The sequence below is a fragment of the Pseudomonas fortuita genome (assembly GCF_026898135.2).
GTDB classification, from domain to species: Bacteria; Pseudomonadota; Gammaproteobacteria; order Pseudomonadales; family Pseudomonadaceae; genus Aquipseudomonas; species Aquipseudomonas fortuita.
Genome location: NZ_CP114035.2, coordinates 3,523,967 through 3,546,095, shown reverse-complemented (window position 1 = coordinate 3,546,095; position 22,129 = coordinate 3,523,967). Strand labels below are relative to the sequence as shown.

The window sequence follows — 22,129 nt, the reverse complement described above, 5'->3', positions numbered from 1 at the left end:
CATCACATCAGGTGTTTGTTTTTTCTTGCTGCTGTGACCCGTGCCCGTATGGCCCCTGGGGTTTCGCGACAGCACAGTATCCTAGCTCATGGGCAAAAAACGAACTCGCATATGCGCCTGGCGAATAAGGTGTGTGCAGGGTTTCGATTTCCATAGATGGAGGGAATTTTCGATCATGGCTTCAATATGTTTCAGCAATGAGGACTGCCATGTTCAGTAAAACCCTGTGCCTACTGCTGCTTCCCTTTGCCTTGGCGTTGCTTGCCGGGGCGGTATTGCCGTTTCAGGCCGCAGGTAATGCTGCCGTGGGCCGTGCCCTGGGGCATTGGTTGTGGGGGGCATTCACATCGTTGACCGTGAGTTCGCTAGTGGTAATCGCCGCGCTGCTGATCCTCAGGGTTCCCGTACCAGAGCTGGGCAAGGCCCTGCAGGGGCCGTGGTGGCTATGGATCGGGGGTGTGCTGGGGGCCATGTATGTGGCGGGCGCTGCGGCGCTTACGCCCAGGCTGGGCGCAGCGGGTTTTTTGGTGCTGGTGGTGGCTGGGCAGATCATCACGGCAGTGCTCGCCGACCACTACGGGGTGATGGGGCTGGGTGGCAAGCCGCTGAGCCTGGCCAGGGTGGCAGGTGTAGTGCTGATCCTGTGTGGCGTGCTGTTGGTTCAAGGCACCTGGGCGACGGCGCCAGCGACCAGTGCAATCACCACGGTAAAGCAGCCAGAAGGCTGATCAGCGTCCCGGCTGGCTGCAGGCCCACACGGTTTCGCGCAGCCAGCGGTGCCCGGGGTCGCTGTCCTTGCGGCTGTGCCAGGCCTGCTGGTAGTCGAACGAGGGAATGGTCAGTGGCGGCGTGAACTGGCGCAGCGTCTTGTGCTGGCGCAACGACCCTACCGCGCGGCTGGCCACTGTGAGGATCAGGTCGGTGCCAGCGAGTACCTCTACTGCCGCGCTCCAGTGTGGCAAGGCCAAGGCGATACGGCGGCGCAGGCCTGATGCTGCCAGAGCGCGCTCTATTTCGTCGAAGGCATCCGGGCGCATGGCCATCAGCACATGCGGGCGTGCCAGCCAGTCTGTCAGGGCCAGGCTGCCGCTGGCGGGCAACACCTGGCGATCGGCAACACTGATGAAATGGTCGGCAAACAGGGGCTGGGCGGTGATGTCCTGAGGCAGCTCCGGGAACAGGCCCAGTGCCAGGTCCAGTTCGCCATCGAGCAGTTGGGCCAGCATGGTTTCACGGCTGGCCTGGCTGATGGCCAGGTCCACCCCAGGTGCGATCTGACGCAGGTGGCGCAATAGGGGTGGCAGGATGATGCGTGAGGAGTAGTCGGACAGTGACAGCCGGAAACGGCGCTGGGCTCTGGCTGGGTCGAACTGGGGGGTGGCCAGCAGGCCGTTGAGATGGGTCAACGCATCCTGCAGCGGTTTTACCAGCGACTGGGCACGGGCGGTGAGGGCCATGCCGCCGCCTTGGCGTACCAGCAAGGGGTCGTCGAAGTGTTTGCGCAGCTGCGCCAACGCGTGGCTGACCGCCGGTTGGCTGCGGTGCAGCCGCAGGGCGGCACGGGTCACGTGCTTTTCGCTGAGCAGGGCATGCAGGGCGAGCAGCAGGTTGAGGTCGATCTTGCGCAGTTCATCCATGGGGTAAATGGCCTTGGTGCATTCCAGGGGTCTTTATTAGCTTAACAAGCCTTGCATATCGCCGGGGTCGCGTTGCGGCCCATCGCGACACAAGGCCGCTCTTGCAGGGATTGCGTTAACCGTTAGGGTTATACTCCTCGCCCGTTTTACTGTTATCCGAGTACTCCGATGGGTCTTTGCGCAACTGCCACACCTGAACCGCGTCGCCAGGGCGCGCCTATGATCGCCTTGGCCTTACTGTTGGCTGGCGCCTGGTTCCTCAATTTGAATGCCGGCTTCAAGCAGGTATTGCTCCTGCTGGTCGGCGCAGCGCTCGGCCTGACCTTGTATCACGCCGCCTTCGGCTTCACCTCGGCCTGGCGGGTGTTCATCACCGAGCGTCGCGGAGCAGGCCTGCGGGCACAGATGGTCATGCTGGCCCTGGCCGTGCTGCTGTTCTTTCCCGCATTGTCAGCTGGCAGCCTGCTCGGTAACCCGGTCACCGGCCTGGTGGCCCCGGCGGGTGTTTCGGTAGTGTTCGGGGCGTTCATCTTCGGCATCGGCATGCAACTGGGTGGTGGTTGCGCATCGGGCACATTGTTCACCGTGGGCGGTGGTAACGCGCGCATGCTTGTGACCTTGCTGTTCTTCATCATGGGTTCTGTAACCGCCACCCATCATGCCGACTGGTGGTTTGCCTTGCCGTCTTTCCCGGCAACCTCGCTCGTGCAGGTTTGGGGTATGGGGCCGGCGCTGCTGGTGAGCCTGGCAGTGTTCGGGCTGATTGCCTGGGTCACCGTGCTGCTGGAAAAGCGCCGGCACGGCGCGCTGGAAGCGCCAGTTGCCAGCGAGCACCAGGGCCTGCGGCGCTTCCTGCGTGGCCCCTGGCCGTTGCTGTGGGGCGCCATTGCCCTGGCACTGCTCAACTACGCGACCCTGGCGCTGGCGGGGCGGCCGTGGGGCATTACTTCGGCCTTCGCCTTGTGGGGGGCCAAAACCCTCAACGGCCTGGGCGTGGATGTCGGCAGCTGGGTGTTCTGGCAGGCGCCGGCCAATGCCAAGGCGTTGGCCTCACCGTTGTGGCAAGACATCACCACGGTGATGGACCTGGGCATCGTGCTGGGTGCGCTGCTGGCGGCTGGCCTGGCGGGGCGCTTTGCGCCAAGCCTGAAAATCCCGTTGCCGTCGCTGCTTGCCGCAGTCATCGGCGGCCTGCTGTTGGGCTACGGTTCGCGGCTGGCCTATGGCTGCAATATCGGTGCGTATTTCAGTGGCATAGCCTCGGGCAGCGTGCATGGCTGGCTGTGGCTGGTGGCGGCTTACGCCGGTAATCTGATCGGGGTGCGTCTTCGCCCGTTGTTTTTCGCGGGTGAGCGGCGCCCGGCGGTGCTGACGGGCTGCTGAGGCACTGCGTGAATTGCTGCAAGCGGTGTAGAAATCATCTGCACTTCGCCTGAGTATCCAACGTCTGCTGCCCAGTCGTGTGGCTGGGCAGCGTCACACTGGTCGCGATCGAGGGTGCTCGAAAACCACTTTATATTTCGTCGATAACCTATTGATAAATAGAAATTTATCTTTTGGCAAGAGCGTGCTGGACACACTGCTCATAGTAAGTCTGCCTGATCGCGGCAGGCTTGAGCCGCGAGCGGCTGTTGTAGGTCTGCTCGGTAATACCGAAGGCGGTCATGCGCATCCAGGGTTTGGGGAATTTGCGTACCTGCAGCTTCTTGCGCGTGGCATACAGGGTCACCCCGGAAAGCTTGGCCTGCTGGGCGTCGGCGGCGATCTGCGCACCCCAGCCGCAGGTGTGGCGATCGTTCTGGCTCAGCGCCCGGGCCTGGGCGCCAAAAGCCAGCGTGGCCAGCAGGCACCCGGCCATGGTTGCTAGAATTACTCGCATGTTGCTGTCCTAAGCATCTGAAGGAGAACGAAGTTTGCCTTCGCTTTGCGATGCAGGGGGCCAGCAATTTGCCGTCAGATCACCCCCATGCGCAGCGGGCTGGCGGCTGGCGTGCGCAGGCTTGCCCAGGCCAAGCTGGCCGCCCAAATCACCGACACACCATAGTTCAGCCGTTGATACAGGCCGAACAGCTGGCCGTTTTGTGCTGCCTGGCCCATCAGTGCGACGGTAATGATCGCCAGCACCACGCAGGCCAGCGAGCACAGCGCCAGGGCCCGCGAGCCTGCAATGCGATTGCCCAGCCACGCCCACAGGGCACTGGCCAGGGTCAGCGAGAGGAACATCAGCAAGCCAAACAGGTTATGCAGTTGCTGCGAGATGGACGGCTGCGCCGGTGCGCAACCCTGGTCACAGGGGAACCAGCCGGTGCCCAGGCTGCCAACACCATGCAGCAACACCAGGGCCGCACTCAACAGTGCCAGTTTCGATCCACGCCAGCGCCGCGCCAGGCCCCAGGCAAACAGCGCGAACAGGGCCGCCAGGGGGAAGTTGTTGGCCAGTGGTGACCAGCTGTGGGTGGGCGCGCCTACGGCGCCGAGCTGGCTCATGGCCTGTTGCAGGTGGTCATAGCCGGGGTAAGCCTGGGCGGTGAGCCACACACCTGCCAGCAACCACAGGGGTATCAGCAGGCCGCTGGCGAGCAACAGACGGTCGAGAGGTTTCATGCTGCATTTTCCTTCCATGGATGAGTGAGCGCAAAGGCGCACAGTACAGGCTTGTGCGGGCTCTGGGCCAGCGCTTGTACCGGTTTTTCCATGGGCGAGGGATGCAAGCAGGAGCAATAAATACCGCACCGGGTGTATGTGATCGTACAACTGCTTGCGCTATGATGAGCGCTGTCTTCCAAGGTGAAATACAGGGCAATGACAGAGCAGCAGGTACAGGCAAGGACCCGGCGCAAGCCGCGTAGTCTGGCCCAGGAACTGGTCACAGTGCTGACCGAACGCATTCGCAGTGGCCAGCTCAAGCGTGGCGACAAGCTGCCGACCGAATCGCAGATCATGGTTGAAGAGGGCGTGAGCCGCACCGTGGTGCGTGAGGCGATCTCGCGGCTGCAGGCGGCCGGGCAGGTCGAGACACGCCATGGGATCGGTACGTTCGTGCTGGACGCGCCCGCTTCGGGGGGCTTTCGCATCGACCCGGCGACTGTGGTCACCCTGCGTGAAGTGCTGGCGGTGCTGGAATTGCGTATTGCGCTGGAGATCGAATCGGCGGGCCTGGCGGCGCAGCGGCGCAGTGATGAAGAGCTGGCGGGCATGCGCGCGGCGCTGGACGAACTCAACGAAGGGGCGGCCCATGCCAATGATGCGGTCTCGGCGGACTTCCAGTTCCACCTGCGCATTGCCCAGGCCAGCGGCAACCACTACTTTGCCGATATCATCAACCACTTGGGTACCAGCATCATCCCGCGTACCCGGGTGAACTCTGCGCGGTTGGCGCATGATGACCAGGCGCACTACATGAGCCGCTTGATGCATGAGCACGAGGCCATTTATGAAGCAATCGCCCGGCGTGACAGTGAAGGGGCAAAAATGGCCATGCGCATGCACCTGAGCAATAGCCGTGAGCGCTTGCGTCAGGTGCATGAAGAGGCTGAGGCGCAGGGGGTCTGAGACCTTTGGTCGCCGGTACTGGCCTCTTCGCGGGCACGGCCGCTCCCACTGGGACCTGCATATCCTTGAGGGTGTAGCAGGGCGCTAAAGCCCAAAGAAAAGCCCCGCCATATGCGGGGCTTTGTTGTTTCAGGCGTTCGGTCAGATCGCCTGGTCACTCCATTGCCCATTCACCAGGCGGCGCAGCCCCAATGGGTTTCCGTCGCGCAAGGCTTCAGGCAGCAGGGCCTGCGGGTAGTTCTGGTAACACACCGGGCGCAGGAAGCGGTCGATGGCCAAGGTACCCACCGAGGTACCGCGGGCATCCGAGGTCGCAGGGTAAGGCCCACCGTGGACCATGGCATCACTTACTTCGACACCAGTCGGGTAGCCATTGATCAGGATGCGTCCGACTTTCTCCTCCAGCAGCGGCACCAGCCAGGCGTAGGCCTCGAAATCTTCCGCTTCGCCGATCAGGGTAGCGGTCAGCTGGCCACGCAGGCCCAGCAGGGCGTTGCGCAGTTGGTCGTTGTCCTGCACTTCTACGGCCACGGTGGTTGGGCCGAACACTTCCTCCTGCAGCAGCGGATCAGACTCGACCAGCAGGCGGGCATCGGCCTTGAACAGCTGGGCGCGGGCCTGGTTGCCTTCTTGCGGCTGGCCGGCCAGGTGCTCGATACCGGCATGGGCCTGCAGGTGCTCAAGCCCTCCCACGTAGCTGCGCAAGCCCCCTGCGTTGAGCATGGTTTGCCCAGCCTGCTGGTCCAGATGCTGGCCAAGGTCGGCCAGTAGCTGGCTGTACTGTGGTGATTGCAGGCCGATCACCAACCCAGGGTTGGTGCAGAACTGGCCGGCACCCATGCACACCGAGCCTGCCAGTTCGCGGGCGATGGCCTCGCCACGTTTGGCCAGGGCGGCTGGCAGGATGATGACCGGGTTGATGCTGGACATCTCGGCAAACACAGGAATCGGCTGTGGGCGCTCGGCGGCCATGCGGCACAAGGCGTCGCCGCCCTTGAGCGAGCCGGTGAAGCCGACGGCCTGGATGGCCGGGTGCTTGACCAGCCACTCGCCTACACCGCCACCGAATACCATGTTGAACACACCCTTGGGCATGCCGGTGCGCTCGGCGGCGCGCACGATGGCGCACCCGACAAGGTCGGCAGTGGCCATATGGCCGCTGTGCGCCTTGAACACCACCGGGCAACCGGCGGCCAGCGCCGCAGCGGTATCGCCGCCGGCGGTAGAGAAGGCTAGCGGGAAGTTACTGGCACCGAACACGGCGACCGGGCCGACGCCAATGCGCATCTGGCGCAGGTCCACGCGCGGTATCGGCTGGCGCTCTGGCAAGGCCAGGTCGATACGTGCACCGAGGAAATCGCCACGGCGCAATACCTGGGCGAACAGGCGCATCTGGCCACTGGTGCGCCCACGCTCGCCTTGAATACGGGCGGCGGGCAGGGCGGTTTCGCGGCAGACGATGGCGACGAAGGCGTCGTCCAGCTCGTCCAGTTCGGCGGCGATGGCGTCGAGGAATTCGGCGCGGCGGGCCGGGGCCAGTTGGCGGAACTCAGCGAAGGCGGCAGCGGCGGCCTTGGCGGCCTGGTCTACTTCAGCTTCGCTGGCTTGAGCGAAGCTGTAGGGCAGGGCTTCGCCAGTGCTGGCGTCCAGGCTCTGCAGGCGCTGAGTGCCAGCGGCGCTGCGCTGGCCGGCGATGAAGTTGTGGCCGAGGATTTCAGGCATTGGGGTGCTCCTGTTGGCTGACGGGGAATTGGACTGTGGGAGCGGGCGTGCCCGCGAAGCAGGCAACCCGGTGTATGGCACCGGCTTTGCCGGTGTTCGCGGGCATGCCCGCTCCCACAGGGAAGGGGTTGGTTCTATGGTCCAGCAACCCCTGGGGCATCAGGTAATCGGTGCCGGGTTGAACAGGGTGATGTCGTTGTGCAGGCGGTGCTGCTCGGCCCAGGTCTGCTTGCGGCCGCTGGCTACGTCCAGGTAGTAATGGAACAGTTCCCAGCCCAGCTCTTCGATGCTCGAACGCCCTGTGGCGATGCGCCCGGCGTCAATATCGATCAGGTCGGGCCAACGCTGGGCCAGTTCGCTGCGCGTGCACACCTTGACCACTGGTGCCATGGCCAGCCCGTAGGGCGTGCCTCGGCCAGTGGTGAACACATGCAGGTTCATGCCGGCGGCCAGTTGCAGGGTGCCGCAGACAAAGTCGCTGGCCGGGGTGGCGCAGAAAATCAGGCCCTTGCGCGTTACCCGCTCGCCTGGGCCGAGCACGCCCTGAATAGCGCCACTGCCGGACTTGACGATCGACCCCAGCGACTTCTCGACGATATTGGACAGGCCACCTTTTTTGTTGCCCGGCGTCGTGTTGGCGCTGCGGTCGGCGGCGCCTTGTTGCAGGTAGCGGTCGTACCAGTCCATTTCGCGGATCAGGGCGCCGGCGACCTCCTGGTTTTCGGCACGTGAGGTCAGCATGTAGATGGCGTCGCGCACCTCGGTCACTTCGGAGAACAGCACGGTGGCGCCGGCGCGTACCAGCAAGTCGGCGGCGTAGCCCAGCGCGGGGTTGGCGGTGATGCCCGAGAAGGCGTCGCTGCCACCGCACTGCATGCCAAGGATCAACTCGCTGGCCGGTACGGTTTCGCGGCGGCGCTGGTCAAGTTTCTTCAGTCGGGTTTCGGCCAGCGCCATGATCTGCTCGATCATTTCCACAAAGCCCAGGCTGGCGTCCTGCAGGCGGTACAGCCACGGGTCGCTGAGGTCTACCGAAGGGTCGTTTTCGTGCATCACCTGGCCGGCCTGCAGCTTTTCGCAGCCCAGGCTGATGACCAGCGCCTCGCCACCCAGGTTGGGGTTGCGCGCCAGGTTGCGCACGGTGCGGATCGGGATGTAGGCATCGCGCGCGTTGATGGCCACCCCGCAGCCGTAGCTGTGGGTGATGGCTACCACGTCATCGACATTGGGGTACTTGGGCAGCAGTTCACTGCGAATACGCTTGACCGCATGCTCGAGCACGCCGGTCACGCACTGCACGGTGGTGGTGATACCGAGGATGTTGCGGGTGCCGACGGTGCCGTCGGCGTTGCGGTAGCCTTCGAACGTGAAGCCTTCGAGCGGCGGCAGCGGGTGTGGGACGGCATCGCAGCGCGGCAGGCTGTCCAGCTCCGGGGCGGACGGCATGGCCAGTTGGCTTTCCTGCACCCAGCTGCCCTGGTGCAGGTCTTCCAGCGCGTAGCCAATGATTTGCCCATAGCGGCGCACCGGCTCACCTTTGGCGATGGCCACGGTGGCCACCTTGTGGCTTTGTGGCACCCCTTCGACCAGAGTCAGGCCGTCGGCAAAGCGGGCACCTTCGCCCAGGCCGCCGTCGTTGACCACCACCACGACGTTATCGTCGTCGTGCAGGCGGACGTAGCGGGGCGAGTCGGAATGTTCGATCAACTGCATGTTTGGGCCCTACTTGTCAGGTTCTCAGGCTTTTTTGTACATCCGCCCGCACCGGTTGCATCGGTGCGGGCGTGTTCACTCAGTGACGCGAGCTGGCCAGTTCGCCGTTGGCGGCAGGCTCAGCCTGTGGCTTTGGGGCATCGTCGCGCAGCTCGATACGCTTGATCGGGCCGACGATCACCAGGTAGCTGAACACCGCTACCAGGGCGTTGGCGCCCACGTACACCAGTGCCCACTTGAACGAGCCGGTGGCGCTGATGATGTAGCCGATCACGATAGGGGTGGTGATCGAGGCGATGTTGCCGAACGTATTGAACAGGCCACCGGACAGCCCGGCGATCTGCTTCGGCGAGGTATCTGCCACCACCGCCCAGCCCAGCGCGCCAATGCCTTTACCGAAGAACGCCAGGGTCATGAAACCAACCACCATCCACTCGGCATCCACATAGTTGCAGAACACCATGGTGGTCGACAGCAGCAGGCCGCACACGATGGGCAGTTTGCGCGAGAAGGTCAGCGAGTTGCCCCGGCGCAGCAGCCAGTCGGAGATCACGCCACCCAGCACGCCACCAATGAAACCGCAGACCGCCGGCAGGGAGGCGATGAAGCCGGCCTTGAGGATGGTCATGCCACGTTCCTGCACAAGGTACACGGGGAACCAGGTGAGGAAGAAGTAGGTGATGGCGTTGATGCAGTACTGACCCAGGTACACGCCCAGCAGCATGCGGCTGGTCAGCAGTTGCTTGATGTAGCCCCATTTCGGGCCGGCGTTGCCGCGCTTCTGGTCCATGTCCACCAGGCCACCGTTCTGCTCGATGTGTTCGAGCTCGCTTTGGCTGATGCGTGGGTGTTGGCGAGGGTTGTAAATGGTTTTCAGCCACACCATCGAGAAGATGATGCCCAGCACACCCATGACCACGAACACGTGCTCCCAGCCGAAGCTGAACACGATCCAGCCCATGATCGGGGCGAACAGCGCAGTGGCAAAGTACTGCGCCGAGTTGAAAATGGCTGAGGCAGTGCCGCGCTCCTGCGTCGGGAACCAGGCGGCGACGATGCGCGCGTTGCCCGGGAACGACGGGGCTTCGGCGAAACCGACCAGAAAGCGCAGGGTGAAGAGGGTGACGACAGCCCAGGCAACCGGCAGGCCACCGACAAACCCCTGCAGCAGGGTAAACAGCGACCAGGTGAAGATGCTGAAAGCGTAAACGTTTTTGGAACCGAAGCGATCGAGCAGCCAGCCACCAGGAATCTGGCCAGCCACGTAAGCCCATCCAAAGGCGGAAAAGATATAACCGAGGGTTACGGCGTCAATGCCGAGATCTTTCTGCAGGCTGGAACCTGCGATAGCAATGGTAGCGCGGTCGGCATAGTTGATCGTGGTCACCAGAAACAGCATGAACAGGATCAGGTAGCGCACATGCGTCTTCTTAGTCGCTTGCATGCTGGCAATACTCCCACTAGTTATTTTTGTGCGGGCTCACGAATTGTAACCGGAGCGGGGCTGGCCCACTCCGGGCGCGGCATGTGGCAGGCCGCGGGCAACGCTTACTGCGGGCCCATCTTGTCCATCAGCGCGGCGAGCATCTCGTACTCTTCTGCGGTGAGGTCGGTCAGCGGCGTGCGCACCGGGCCAGCGTCGTAACCGGCAATTTTGGCACCGGCCTTGACGATGCTCACGGCGTAGCCGGCCTTGCGGTTGCGGATGTCCAGGTACGGCAGGAAGAAATCGTCGATCAGTTTGGCCACGGAAGCGTGGTCGTCACGGGCGATGGCGTTGTAGAAGTCCATGGCGGTCTTCGGCACGAAGTTGAACACGGCGGAGGAGTACACCGGTACGCCCAGGGCCTTGTAGGCGGCAGCATACACTTCGGCGGTCGGCAGGCCGCCCAGATAGCTGAAACGCTCGCCCAGGCGGCGACGGATCGACACCATCAGCTCGATATCACCCAGGCCATCCTTGTAGCCGATCAGGTTCGGGCAGCGCTCGGCCAGTTTTTCCAGCAGGTCGGCATTCAGGCGGCAGACGTTGCGGTTGTACACCACCACGCCGATCTTCACCGATTTGCACACTGCTTCGACGTGGGCGGCGACGCCGTCCTGGCTGGCTTCGGTCAGGTAGTGCGGCAGCAGCAGCAGGCCTTTGGCACCCAGGCGCTCGGCTTCCTGTGCGTATTCGATGGCCTGGCGGGTGGAGCCGCCCACGCCAGCGAGGATAGGGACAGAAGTGGCGCAGGTGTCGACGGCGGTCTTGATCACCTGGCTGTATTCGCTGGCGGCCAGGGAGAAGAACTCACCGGTACCACCCGCGGCGAACAGGGCGCTGGCGCCATACGGGGCCAGCCATTCCAGGCGCTTGATGTAGCCAGCCTGGTGGAAATCGCCCTGGGCGTTGAAGTCGGTGACCGGGAAAGACAGCAGGCCGTGGGAGAGGATGGATTTAAGTTCTTGTGGATTCATTGTTGTAGGCATCCTGTGGCGCTTGGGTGAAGGTGTTGTTCTGTGCTGGAGGTAAGTTATCGTACAACCTGAGCGATGACTAGTCCCCTTTGCGAGATTTTTTGCAGTGAGGCAAGGAGGAAGGGGGATTACCTGTACTGGCCTCTTCGCGGGTTTACCCGCGAAGAGGCCAATGCAGGCGAACCATGGCGCAAGGCAAGACACCGATGGCAGACTATCCGCTATCAGTCATCGTATCTCTTTATGGGGAAGGAAAAAAACGATCGCGGAGACAGGCACAAGGCCGCCGCCCGATTCCACGGGAAGTGTTCTGGGACCAGCAGAGGGTGACCGGGGATACGGGGGCGGCCTTGCGCCGCCCCGCGATCAAAGCAGAGGAAACTGAAGGTCAGGCCGCGTGCTGGCGCTTGATTTGCGCTTTGCGTACCTGGGCACGGCAAGCATCGCCGAAGGCCTGGAACATCTTGATCGAATCCGGGTTCTTCGCAGCTTGCCACTCCGGGTGCCACTGCACAGCGAACAGGAAGGGCGAAATGCTCGGGGCGTGAATGGCCTCGACCAGGCCGTCTTCGGCCAGTGCGATGGCTTCGATGCCGGCGCCGAGCGTGCGCAGCCCTTGGCCATGCAGCGAGTTGACGCGAATTTCGTCGGTACCCAGGGTGTCACGCAGCCAGCTGCCCGGCTTGATCTTCACACCATGTACCTGGGCGTACTGCACTTCAACCGGGTCTTCAGGGTTTTCCCGGTGGTCGTTGAAGCCAGGCTCGGCGTAGACCTTCTGGTAGATGTCGCCACCCAGGGCCACGTTGATTTCCTGCATGCCACGGCAGATACCGAAAATCGGCAGGCCACGCTTGATCGCCGCTTTCACCAGCGGGATGTCGAACAGGTCGCGGTTCTGGTCCTGGCCCTTGCCTGGGGTTTCATTCTCCTGGCCGTAAAGGGCCGGGTCGATGTTGCTGCCAGCGCCGGTCAGGTACACGCCGTCGGCCATGTCCAGGTAGGTGTCGAGGTCTTCAGTGCCGCAGCAGGTGGGCACCAGTACCGGGACGCAATCGGAGAATTCGACCAGCGGGGTGATGTATTTGTGGGTCATGACCTGATAGTCATGGCCTTTGCGCTCTTGGCTGCCCATGGTCATCAGGACGACGGGTTTGCGCAGGGAAGGTTGCTTGTTGCCAATGTTGCTGTTGGACATATGTCACCTTGGGACAGGTTCAGCCTGTCGTTGTTGTGCAGGTGCACGGCGCGGGGCCCTGGGTGCAGCCTGAAGCTCCGAGCACTGCCGGCTCGTCAGAGGCGACGATTCCGGTCGGGGCTTGTAGATAGCTTGCCAGAGCCGTTCGATATGTCAAACGACGGAAGCGGGCTTTAGTGCGGGGAATGCACCGGTTTTTGGGGGCTGAAACCGATGCGGGCCTGTGGCGGCGTGGGTTTGGCGGGGGTGTTGGTCAATAATATTTAACGACGCAGTTGGGTCTTTGCAGCGGTGCAATGAAGGGGGCCTGGAGTTTGTGCTACTGGCCCTATCGCCGGCAAGCCAGCTCCCACAGGTACTGCATCGGCCTTGAAAGCTGCAGACATCCTGGGGAGCTGGCTTGCCGGCGATAGGGTCAGCACAAGCATCAAATATTTTGCTCAGTGCAGTATCTGCGCCAGGAACGCCTTGGCCCGCTCGGTACGCGGCTGGTTGAAGAACACCTGCGGCGGGCTGTCTTCGATGATGTGCCCACCCTCAAGGAACAGCACCCGCTCGGCTACCTGGCGGGCAAAGCCCATTTCATGGGTGACGCAGAGCATGGTCATGCCCGTGCCGGCCAGTTGTACCAGCACATCCAGCACTTCAGCGACCATTTCCGGGTCCAGCGCCGAGGTGGGCTCGTCAAACAGCATGATCCGCGGCTTCATGCACAGTGCCCTGGCAATCGCGACGCGCTGCTGCTGGCCGCCTGATAGCTGGCTGGGGTACTTGTGCGCCTGGCTCTCGATACCCACCTTGCTCAGGTACATGCGCGCCCGCTCTTCGGCGTCCTTGCGCGACAGCCCGCGCACGCTGGTGGGGGCCAGCAGGCAGTTGTCGAGCACGCTCATGTGCGGGAACAGGTTGAAATGCTGGAACACCATGCCGATGTCGCTGCGCACCTGCGCCGCTTCCCGGGTGGTGGCGGCCAGGTCGATGCCATCCACCTGGATGGTGCCCTGCTGGGCCACTTCCAGGCGGTTGATGCAGCGGATGAGGGTCGACTTGCCCGAGCCGGACGGCCCACACAGCACGATGCGTTCGCCTTCGCGCACCTGCAGGTTGATGTTGTGCAGCACGTGGAACGCGCCGTAGTGCTTGTTCAGGCCTTCGATGCGGATCAGCACCGGGCGTGGGTCGGGCTCGGGGGCAAGGCTTGCAAGGCTCAGGGGGGCGGTCATGTTGTTTTTCTCCCGCGTGGGTTCAGTCGAAACGAGTCGCGCTGTAGGGCGCAGGGTCGGTGAAAGGGGGCTCGCCGGTGATCAGCTCGGCCACCAGCCGGCCGCTGACCGGGCCCAGGGTAAGGCCGTGGTGGGCGTGGCCAAAGTTGAACCACAGCCCGGGGTGGCGCGCTGCGGGGCCGATGACCGGGCGCATGTCGGGCAGGCACGGGCGGCGGCCGAGCCAAGAGGTATCGTCCAGGCGCTCACCCAAAGCCGGGAACAGCTTGCGCGCCAGCGCCTCGCAGCGGCCCAGCTGGATCTGGTTCCCTGGTGCGCTGCTGGCGTCGAATTCGATGCCGGTGGTCAGGCGCACGCCGCGCGCCATCGGTGCCAGCACGTAGCCGCCCTGGGTGTCGCAGATTGAATGCTCAAGCGTTGCGCCGTCACGGGTGCTGTAGTGCATGTGATAGCCCCGCTTGATCGCCAGCGGAATCTGGTAGCCCAGGCCGCTGAACAGCTCGGCCGATTGCGGGCCGAGGCAGGCCACCACCTCGTCGGCGGTAATCGGGCCACGGCGGCTCTCTACCCGCCATTGGCCGTCGGCCTGGCGCAGGCTGCGCGCATCACCGTGCAGGAACTGCCCGCCGCGCTGCAGGAACAGCGCCGCGTAGCCGCGTGTGAGGGCGCCGGGGTTGTTCACGGTCTTGGGGTCGAGCCAGTGGATGCCGCCGACCACGGTGGCATCCAGTTGATGCTCGCGAGCCTGCAACTGCCCGCATTCCAGGATTTCGAATTGCAGGCCATAGCGGCTCAGGCCCTTGGCGTCGGCCTTGGCCTGCTCGAACAGGGCAGGGTCACGGAACACTTCGATCCAGCCTTTGGCCTGCACCAGCCCTTCCAGGCCAGCGGCTTCGATCAACGCGTCGTGTTCTTCGACGCAGCGCTGCACCAGCGGCAGCATGTCGGCGGCGGCCCCGGCCAGGCGCGCCGGGGCCGACTGGCGCCAGTAGCGCCATAGCCACGGCGCCGCCTTTGGCAGGTGCGCCAGGCTGTAGCGCACGTCGGGCTGGCGGTTCAGGCCGTAGCGCAGCAAGGCACCCACCTGCCGGGGGAAGGCATAGGGGATGACGCTGGAGCGCTCGATCAGCCCGGCGTTGCCGTGGCTGGTACCGCTGCCGGGTTCGTCGCGGTCGATCAGGACTACCTGGCGCCCGCGGGCCTGCAAGTGCAGGGCGGTGCTGACGCCGACGATGCCGGCGCCGAGGACAAGGGTCTGGCAATGCATGGAGCGTATCCTTCGGTCAGTTCAGGTGGCGGCCCAGTCGGCCTTCCAGGTGTTTCAGCAGGCGCCGCACCAGTTCGACGATCACCAGGTAGAGCACGGCGGCCCATAGGTAGATCTGGAAGTCGAAACTGCGCGAGAAGGCCAGTTTGGTCACGCCCATCAGGTCGTAGATGGTCACCAGCGAGGCAATCGCGCTGGCCTTGATCATCAGGATCAGTTCGTTGCCCAGCGGGCCGATGGCCACCAGCAACGACTGCGGCAGAATCACCTTGAAAAAGGTGGTAGAACGCTTCAGGTTCAGCGCCCGCGCCGCTTCATGCTGCCCCGGCGCGACGGCCATCAGGCTGCCGCGGAAGATCTCCGCCTGGTAGGCGGCGGTGTTCAGGGTGAAGGCCAGCAAAGTGCAGAACCACGCCTCGCGGAAAAACCACCACAGGCCGACGTCCTGCCAGAAGCCCTTGAGCGAACCCAGGCCGTAATACAGCAGAAACAGCTGGGCCAGCAGCGGCGAGCCGCGGAAGAAGTACACATAGCCGGCGGCCATGCGTTGCAGCAGCAGGCTGCGCGACATGCGTGCCAGGGCCAGTAACAGCCCGAGGACGGCGCCCAGGCTGAAGGAAATGGCTACCAGTTTGGCGGTGACCAGCAGGCCATCAAGAAAGCGTGGCCCATAGCGTTCCAGCAGGTCGGGGTCGAGCACCAGTGCCAACAGTTGTTCGAAGCTCATGCCCGTGCTCCTTGCAGGTGGCGGTTACTGCGCCGTTCGATGAAAGCGAAGACGCGCCCGGAAAGCGCTGCGAACAGCAGGTAACCCAGGCAGGCGACGCCATAGAAGAACATTGGCTCCTTGGTCACGCTGACGGCCAGGTTGGTCTGACGCATCAGGTCGACCAGTGAGATGGTCGACACCAGCGAGGTGTCCTTGAGCAGCGACAGCCAGTTGTTCGACAGGCCGGGCAGGGCGATGCGGGTAAGTTGTGGCAGCAACACCTTGAAAAAAGCGGTGCGCTTGCTCAGGCCCAATGCCGAGCAGGCCTCCAGCTGGCCCTTGGGCAGGGTCTTGAAGGCGGCCAGCCAGATCTCGCTTGAGAACGCGGCGAACACCAGGCTGAAGGCGATCATCGCGGCGAGGAAGGTGTTGATCAGGAATTCACCCTGATAGCCCATGGCCGCGAGGATTTTCTGCGCGGCGATCTGGCAGCCGTAATAGATGATCAGCAGTGTCAGCAGTTCGGGCAGGCCGCGGAACACCGTAGAGAAGGTGGTGGCCCAGGCCCGTGGCAGGCGCTTGCGCGAACGCGCCGCCAGCGCTACCAGCAGGCCCAGCGGCAGACCGATGGGCAGGCAGGCCAGTGCCAGTGAAACAGTCACCAGGGCGCCGGCCAGCAACGCCTGGCCCCAGCCTCCGCTGGCGAAGGACAGCAACGACAATTGATCGAGCATGACGAACACCTTGTGTTGACCTCACCGGCCTCATCGCCGCCAAGCCAGCTTTCACAAGAGACTGCACATCTGTCAGGCCTTGTGCGTCCTGTGGGAGCTGGCTTGCCGGCGATAGGGCCGGATCAGGCGAGACGGGCTCTAGGATCAGTTGTAGATATCGAAAGCAAAGTACTTGCTGGCGATCTTCTGGTATGTGCCGTTGGCCACGATCTGTTGCAGCGCGGTGTTCAGGCGCTGGCGCAGGGCTTCGTCATCCTTGCGCACGGCAATGGCGGCGTCGGCCTTGGTATCGGCCACGTCGCCGAGGATCTTGCAGCAGTCCCCGCCGTTCTTGTTCATCCACTCGTGCAGCGGGAATTTATCGGCAATCACCCCGTCCAGGCGCCCGGCGGCCAGGTCGGCGTTGGCTTCGTCCATGGTCGGGTACAGCTTCACATCGGCCCCGGCCTTGCCATACACGTCTTCGGCGTAGATAGCCTGGGTGGACGACGACTGAGCCCCGACGGTGTAGCCGACAAAGTCGGTCTGTGCGCTGTCGATCTTGCTGTCCTTGGCTACCGCCACGGTCAGCGGGGTGCGGTAGTAGTGGTCGGTGAAAGCAATTTTCTTGCGCCGCTCTTCGGTGTTGATCATCGATGCGACGATGGCGTCGTACTTGCGCGCCATCAGGGCGGGGATGATGCCTTCCCAGTCCTGGGCCACCAGCGTGCACTCGACTTTCATCTGTTCGCACAGGGCATGGGTGATGTCGATATCGAAGCCATGCAGCTTGTTATCGGCGTCTACATAGTTGAAGGGCGGGTAGGCACCCTCGGTGGCGAAGCGCAGGGTTTCGGCACTGGCGGCGCCCGTCAGCAGCAGGGCACACGCTCCCACCAAGGCCATGGTCTTGTTCATCTCGCACCTCATTGCACTCTTGCTATTGTTGTTTTCCCGTCGGCCACGAGGTGTAGCCGACGAACTCGTTATGTAGAGCGGCAGTCGCTTCCAAGCGTTTTTCAACATCAGGCCCGAGCTTCTTGCAGACCTCGTTGACCATCAGGTGCACCCACGACAACATCGTCGAGGTGGATTCCCAGAACAGATTGAACTCGGTGGGGATGCGGAACACCTCGTCGGCGTTGGCATCAGCCCAGTCGCAGAAGGTGTCGGTCACCAGGGTGACCGTAATGCCTGCCTCACGTGCCTTTTGGCACAGCAGCAGGGCGTGACGGGAGTAACGGCGCGCCTCGAACACCACCAAAGCGCTGTCTTCGGCGCGGCCCAGCAGCACGTCACCGAAGTGCCCGGCACTGAGATCGACCAGTTGCACCCCATCGCGCAGGTACTGCAGCAGGTGGCTCATGCACATGGCGATGCCGCGCTCGGTCTGGAAGCCGGCGATGAACACCCGCGGCTTGCTCGCCAGGCGTTGCGCTACGCTGTGCCAGGTCGGGCTCTGGCGGTACTCGTGGACGCGCATCAAGGCCGCGATTTCCAGCTCCAGGCTGCCGGCGTTGTCACCAGCGTCCTGGTTCTGGCGGTAATCCTGCAATCGGTCGCCCACCAGCCATGGGCCATCGCCCAGGTCGTTCTGCAGGTCTTGCTTAAGTGCCTTGAGGTGGGCATAACCCAGTGAGCGGCAGAAGCGCCCGACGCTGGATTCGCTTACCTGCAGCTTGGCGGCGATGCTGGCCGAGGTCTGGAAAGGCAGTTCGTGCAGGTTGGCAAGCATGTAGGTGGCGATCTTGCGACCCGAGGCAGCGGCCCCTTCGAGGCTGTTTTCCAGGCGTTGCTTGATCGGTTGGCTCATGCTGCGGCTCCAGGGGGTAAGGCTTGGGAAGAAAATGAATGTTTTCTGTCATCAAGTCAACATTTGACAGATTGCTGTCACATGCAGGAAAGTTTTTGTCGTTGCAACGCTGTAGCCATTCCAATACCAACAAGGAGCTTCAGATGTCCGCACCTTCCACCAGCACCGTCGTGCGCGTGCCTTTTACCGAGCTCCAGAGCCTGTTGCAGGCCATCTTCCAGCGCCATGGGTGCAGCGAGGCCGTGGCCCGGGTGCTGGCCCACAACTGCGCCAGCGCCCAGCGTGATGGCGCCCATAGCCATGGGGTGTTCCGCATCCCCGGCTATGTTTCGACCCTGACCAGTGGTTGGGTCGATGGCAATGCCACCCCAAAGGTCAGCGACGTGGCCGCCGGCTACGTGCGTGTCGATGCTGCTGGCGGTTTTGCCCAGCCGGCACTGGCGGCAGCCCGTGAGCTACTGGTGGCCAAGGCGCGCAACGCTGGCATTGCGGTGCTGGCGATCCACAATTCGCACCACTTTGCCGCGTTGTGGCCGGATGTAGAACCGTTCGCCGAAGAGGGCCTGGTGGCCCTGAGCGTGGTCAACAGCATGACCTGCGTAGTGCCGCATGGCGCGCGCAAGCCACTGTTTGGTACCAACCCCATCGCTTTTGCAGCGCCTTGTGCCGAACACGACCCTATCGTCTTCGACATGGCCACCAGCGCCATGGCCCACGGCGACGTGCAGATTGCCGCGCGTGCCGGCCAGCAACTGCCCGAAGGCATGGGGGTGGATGCCAATGGCGAACCGACCACCGAGCCCAAGGCGGTTCTGGAGGGCGGCGCGTTGCTGCCGTTTGGCGGGCACAAGGGCTCGGCGCTGTCGATGATGGTCGAGTTGCTGGCGGCGGCGCTGACCGGGGGGAATTTCTCCTGGGAATTCGACTGGTCGGAGCACCCGGGGGCGAAAACACCCTGGACCGGGCAACTGATCATCGTCATCGACCCTAGCAAGAGCGAGGGCGAGCGCTTTGCCCAGCGCAGTCGCGAACTGGTGCAGCAGATGCAGGCGGTGGGCCTGACGCGCATGCCGGGTGAGCGGCGCTATCGTGAGCGCGAGGTGGCCGAGGAGGAGGGGGTGGCGGTAACCGAGCAGGAGTTGCAGGGCCTGAAGGCGCTGCTTGCCTGACCCGGCCTATCGCCGGCAAGCCAGCGCCCACCGGTACATCACCCACCTCAAGGCCTGTGGTGTACCGGTGGGCGCTGGCCTGCCGGCGATGAGGGCATCACTGTCAGCGCCAATCTCCTGCCATGCAATGTTGCATAGACAACCTTGCACAATAGTGGATGTTCCTGAGCACACACTCCGGGTATGCTCAGGTCTGCCTTTTCGAACTGTCCTGATTCAAGGAGCTGCACGCTGTGTTCAAACATGTCGATGCCTATGCCGGCGACCCGATCCTCTCGCTGATGGAAACCTTCAAGGCCGACCCGCGCGCCGACAAGGTCAACCTGAGTATCGGCCTGTACTACGATGAGGCCGGCGTGGTGCCGCAACTGGCGGCTGTGGATGCGGTGGAAAAACGCATTGCTGGCCAGGACCATGAAGCGTCCCTTTACTTGCCAATGGAAGGCCTGGCCAGCTACCGCCAGGCTATTCAGGCGTTGTTGTTCGGTGCCGATCACCCGGCCGTGACCGGCGGTCGCGTGGCCACCGTACAGACTGTGGGTGGCTCCGGCGCCCTGAAAGTCGGTGCCGACTTCCTCAAGCGCTACTTCCCGCAGTCCGAAGTCTGGGTCAGCAACCCGACCTGGGACAACCACCGCGCCATCTTCGAAGGCGCCGGCTTCAAGGTGCACACCTACCCGTACTTCGACCAGGCCTCCCGTGGCGTGGACTTCGACGGCATGCTGGCCACCCTGCAGACCCTGCCGGCCAACAGCGTGGTATTGCTGCACCCTTGCTGCCACAACCCCACCGGTGCCGACCTTACGCAAAACCAGTGGCAACACGTGGTCGAAGTGGTCAAGGCACGCCAGCTGATCCCGTTCCTCGACATTGCCTACCAGGGCTTTGCCGAAGGCCTGGTGGAAGACGCCTACGCCATCCGTGAAATGGCCCGCGCCGGCGTGCCGTGCCTGGTCAGCAACTCGTTCTCGAAAATCTTCTCGCTGTACGGCGAGCGGGTAGGTGGCCTGTCGGTGGTCTGCGACGACGACGCCACGGCCCAAAGCGTGCTTGGGCAGCTCAAGGCAACCGTGCGCCGCAACTACTCCAGCCCGCCCAATTTTGGCGCCCAGCTGGTGGCAGGCGTATTGAGCGATGCAGCGCTCAATGCCCAGTGGGCCGATGAAGTCGAAGTGATGCGCAAGCGTATCCTCGACATGCGTCAGGCGCTGGTCGATGCCCTGGCCGTGTTGCTGCCAGGCCAGGACTTCCAGTTCTTCCTTCGCCAGCGTGGCATGTTCAGCTACACCGGCTTCAGCGTCGAGCAAGTGCGGCGCCTGCGTGACGAGTTCGGCGTGTACCTGATCGACAGCGGCCGTGTGTGCATGTCCGGCTTGCGCCCGGCCAACCTGCAACGGGTTGCCGAAGCGTTCGCTGCTGTTCAGAAGTAATCGCTCAAGGGGCCCTGCGCGGCCCTGCCTGTGGGAGCGGCCTTGCCGCTCCCACAATTATCTTCTTTACCCACCGGTGTAGCCTGCTTGTAAAGACAAGTGCAACCGCCCCTCGGAAAAGGGCTTCGCAAGTGCAACCTTTCGGTGCACAATCGCGCCCCTCTTTTCCGGTTGAGTTGGGCGAAGGCACTGTTTCGCCATTCTCAGCCTGTTACAGTCTTGCGAGTGGAGCTTCACCCGGAATGAATGAGCAGGCCCCAAGCGTTGAACAACGCTTTGTAGAATCGACCCCCGCCACCCTCGGCAGCTGGGCGCGTCACGACACCACCTGGATGCTGGGCCTGTTCGGCACAGCCATTGGCGCCGGAACCCTGTTCCTGCCGATCAACGCCGGCCTTGGCGGTTTCTGGCCGCTGCTGATCCTGGCTGTACTGGCCTTCCCAATGACCTACTTCGCCCACCGCGGGTTGACCCGCTTCGTGCTCTCCGGGCGCAATGGTGGCGACATCACCGAAGTGGTCAAAGAGCACTTCGGCAGCAACGCCGGTGCCGCGATCACCGTGCTGTACTTCTTTGCGATCTTCCCCATCCTGCTTATCTACAGCGTGGCGCTGACCAACACCGTGTCCAGCTTCATGGAGCACCAGCTGCACATGGCGCCGCCACCGCGGGCCATCCTGTCGTTTGTGCTGATCCTCGGCCTGTTGGCCATCGTGCGCTGTGGCGAGCAGGCCACGGTCAAGGTCATGAGCCTGCTGGTGTACCCGTTCATCGTCGCCCTGGCGCTGCTGGGCCTGTACCTGGTGCCGCACTGGACCGGTGGCATCCTCGACAGCGCCACCCAGGTGCCGCCGGCCTCGGCCTTCCTGCACACCCTGTGGCTGGCCATTCCGGTAATGGTGTTCTCGTTCAACCACTCGCCGATCATTTCGGCCTTCGCGGTCGACCAGAAGCGCCGCTACGGCGAGCATGCCGACGAGCGTAGCGGCCAGATCCTGCGCCGTGCCCACCTGCTGATGGTGGTGATGGTGCTGTTCTTCGTGTTCAGTTGCGTGCTCACCCTGAGCAGCGCCCAGCTGGCCGAAGCCAAGGCACAGAACCTGTCGATTCTGTCGTACCTGGCCAACCACTTCAGCAACCCGACCATCGCGTTCGCTGCGCCGCTGATCGCCTTCGTGGCCATCGCCAAGTCGTTCCTGGGCCATTACATCGGTGCCAGCGAGGGCCTGAAGGGCATTATCACCAAGACCGGCGCGCGCCCGGGCGCCAAGGCACTGGACCGCGTAGTGGCCGCGTTGATGCTGGTGGTGTGCTGGATCGTTGCCACCCTCAACCCGAGCATCCTCGGCATGATCGAATCGCTCGGCGGCCCGATCCTCGCGGTGCTGCTGTTCCTGATGCCGATGTACGCCATCCGCCGTGTACCGTCGATGCGCAAATACAGCGGTGCAGCCTCCAACGTGTTCGTTGTAGTGGTCGGCCTGGTTGCGCTGACCTCGGTGGTATACGGCCTGCTGGGCTGA

Annotated in this window: 20 protein-coding genes; 6 read left to right on the top strand and 14 right to left on the bottom strand. The window is 63.4% G+C overall.

The genetic code is table 11. The annotated features are described in order from the left end of the window. The first annotated feature begins 209 nt into the window (after positions 1–209). Entirely contained in the window at positions 210–728 is a 519-nt protein-coding gene (locus OZ911_RS16220; RefSeq protein WP_016487475.1) for a DMT family transporter, read from the top strand. Here OZ911_RS16220 and OZ911_RS16215 read toward each other — a convergent pair whose 3' ends face one another. Beyond that, positions 729–1,637, bottom strand: coding sequence for a LysR family transcriptional regulator (locus tag OZ911_RS16215; protein ID WP_016487474.1), 909 nt, complete (start codon positions 1,635–1,637; stop codon positions 729–731). A 168-nt stretch (positions 1,638–1,805) separates the two neighbouring features. Here OZ911_RS16215 and OZ911_RS16210 point away from each other — a divergent pair, with 168 nt between their 5' ends. Continuing rightward, positions 1,806–3,020 (top strand): YeeE/YedE family protein, encoded by a 1,215-nt coding sequence (locus OZ911_RS16210; RefSeq protein ID WP_024717475.1) that lies wholly within the window; start codon positions 1,806–1,808, stop codon positions 3,018–3,020. A 166-nt stretch (positions 3,021–3,186) separates the two neighbouring features. Here OZ911_RS16210 and OZ911_RS16205 read toward each other — a convergent pair whose 3' ends face one another. Both OZ911_RS16205 and OZ911_RS16200 read right to left on the bottom strand, forming a co-directional pair. Further along, a complete protein-coding gene (locus tag OZ911_RS16205) occupies positions 3,187–3,516 on the bottom strand; it encodes a hypothetical protein (protein ID WP_016487472.1) in 330 nt (109 codons plus the stop codon). A 74-nt stretch (positions 3,517–3,590) separates the two neighbouring features. After that, a complete protein-coding gene (locus OZ911_RS16200) occupies positions 3,591–4,241 on the bottom strand; it encodes a DUF998 domain-containing protein (RefSeq protein WP_070086702.1) in 651 nt (216 codons plus the stop codon). A 198-nt stretch (positions 4,242–4,439) separates the two neighbouring features. On the opposite strand from OZ911_RS16200, the gene OZ911_RS16195 reads away from it, so the two are divergent. Then, positions 4,440–5,189: a FadR/GntR family transcriptional regulator gene (locus OZ911_RS16195; protein WP_016487470.1), complete on the top strand. Its 750-nt coding sequence runs from the start codon at positions 4,440–4,442 to the stop codon at positions 5,187–5,189. Positions 5,190–5,330: 141 nt separating this feature from the next. Here the strand turns inward: OZ911_RS16195 and OZ911_RS16190 are convergent, their stop codons facing one another. The 11 genes from OZ911_RS16190 to OZ911_RS16140 all read right to left on the bottom strand — a co-directional run bounded on the left by OZ911_RS16190 (position 5,331) and on the right by OZ911_RS16140 (position 18,007). Continuing rightward, positions 5,331–6,911 carry an aldehyde dehydrogenase (NADP(+)) gene (locus OZ911_RS16190; protein ID WP_070086701.1) on the bottom strand — a complete coding sequence of 527 codons (1,581 nt, stop codon included), beginning with the start codon at positions 6,909–6,911 and terminating at the stop codon, positions 5,331–5,333. A gap of 159 nt (positions 6,912–7,070) precedes the next feature. Beyond that, positions 7,071–8,624, bottom strand: coding sequence for a galactarate dehydratase (gene garD, locus OZ911_RS16185; protein WP_070086700.1), 1,554 nt, complete (start codon positions 8,622–8,624; stop codon positions 7,071–7,073). A 79-nt stretch (positions 8,625–8,703) separates the two neighbouring features. Further along, positions 8,704–10,068 (bottom strand): MFS transporter, encoded by a 1,365-nt coding sequence (locus tag OZ911_RS16180; RefSeq protein ID WP_016487467.1) that lies wholly within the window; start codon positions 10,066–10,068, stop codon positions 8,704–8,706. A 104-nt stretch (positions 10,069–10,172) separates the two neighbouring features. Further along, entirely contained in the window at positions 10,173–11,084 is a 912-nt protein-coding gene (gene kdgD / locus OZ911_RS16175) for a 5-dehydro-4-deoxyglucarate dehydratase (RefSeq protein ID WP_023047718.1), read from the bottom strand. Between the two features lie 388 nt (positions 11,085–11,472). Further along, the gene (locus OZ911_RS16170; protein ID WP_016487465.1) at positions 11,473–12,282 is read right to left on the bottom strand and encodes a gamma-glutamyl-gamma-aminobutyrate hydrolase family protein; all 810 of its coding nucleotides are present in this window, start codon (positions 12,280–12,282) and stop codon (positions 11,473–11,475) included. A gap of 440 nt (positions 12,283–12,722) precedes the next feature. Next, positions 12,723–13,505, bottom strand: coding sequence for an amino acid ABC transporter ATP-binding protein (locus OZ911_RS16165; protein ID WP_016487464.1), 783 nt, complete (start codon positions 13,503–13,505; stop codon positions 12,723–12,725). 22 nt (positions 13,506–13,527) lie between these two features. Beyond that, a complete protein-coding gene (locus tag OZ911_RS16160; RefSeq protein WP_268968370.1) occupies positions 13,528–14,772 on the bottom strand; it encodes an NAD(P)/FAD-dependent oxidoreductase in 1,245 nt (414 codons plus the stop codon). 16 nt (positions 14,773–14,788) lie between these two features. Next, positions 14,789–15,499, bottom strand: coding sequence for an ABC transporter permease (locus OZ911_RS16155; RefSeq protein ID WP_016487462.1), 711 nt, complete (start codon positions 15,497–15,499; stop codon positions 14,789–14,791). Beyond that, positions 15,496–16,215, bottom strand: coding sequence for an ABC transporter permease (locus OZ911_RS16150; protein ID WP_016487461.1), 720 nt, complete (start codon positions 16,213–16,215; stop codon positions 15,496–15,498). The genes OZ911_RS16155 and OZ911_RS16150 overlap by 4 nt, the downstream gene beginning before the upstream one ends. A gap of 144 nt (positions 16,216–16,359) precedes the next feature. Further along, positions 16,360–17,112 carry a transporter substrate-binding domain-containing protein gene (locus OZ911_RS16145; RefSeq protein ID WP_016487460.1) on the bottom strand — a complete coding sequence of 251 codons (753 nt, stop codon included), beginning with the start codon at positions 17,110–17,112 and terminating at the stop codon, positions 16,360–16,362. Positions 17,113–17,134: 22 nt separating this feature from the next. Next, positions 17,135–18,007, bottom strand: coding sequence for a MurR/RpiR family transcriptional regulator (locus tag OZ911_RS16140; protein WP_016487459.1), 873 nt, complete (start codon positions 18,005–18,007; stop codon positions 17,135–17,137). A 143-nt stretch (positions 18,008–18,150) separates the two neighbouring features. On the opposite strand from OZ911_RS16140, the gene OZ911_RS16135 reads away from it, so the two are divergent. The 3 genes from OZ911_RS16135 to OZ911_RS16125 all read left to right on the top strand — a co-directional run bounded on the left by OZ911_RS16135 (position 18,151) and on the right by OZ911_RS16125 (position 22,129). After that, positions 18,151–19,176, top strand: coding sequence for an Ldh family oxidoreductase (locus OZ911_RS16135; RefSeq protein WP_023047932.1), 1,026 nt, complete (start codon positions 18,151–18,153; stop codon positions 19,174–19,176). A gap of 233 nt (positions 19,177–19,409) precedes the next feature. Beyond that, positions 19,410–20,606 carry an amino acid aminotransferase gene (locus OZ911_RS16130; RefSeq protein ID WP_016487457.1) on the top strand — a complete coding sequence of 399 codons (1,197 nt, stop codon included), beginning with the start codon at positions 19,410–19,412 and terminating at the stop codon, positions 20,604–20,606. Positions 20,607–20,848: 242 nt separating this feature from the next. After that, positions 20,849–22,129, top strand: a complete 1,281-nt coding sequence (locus tag OZ911_RS16125) for a serine/threonine transporter (protein WP_016487456.1) — start codon at positions 20,849–20,851, stop codon at positions 22,127–22,129.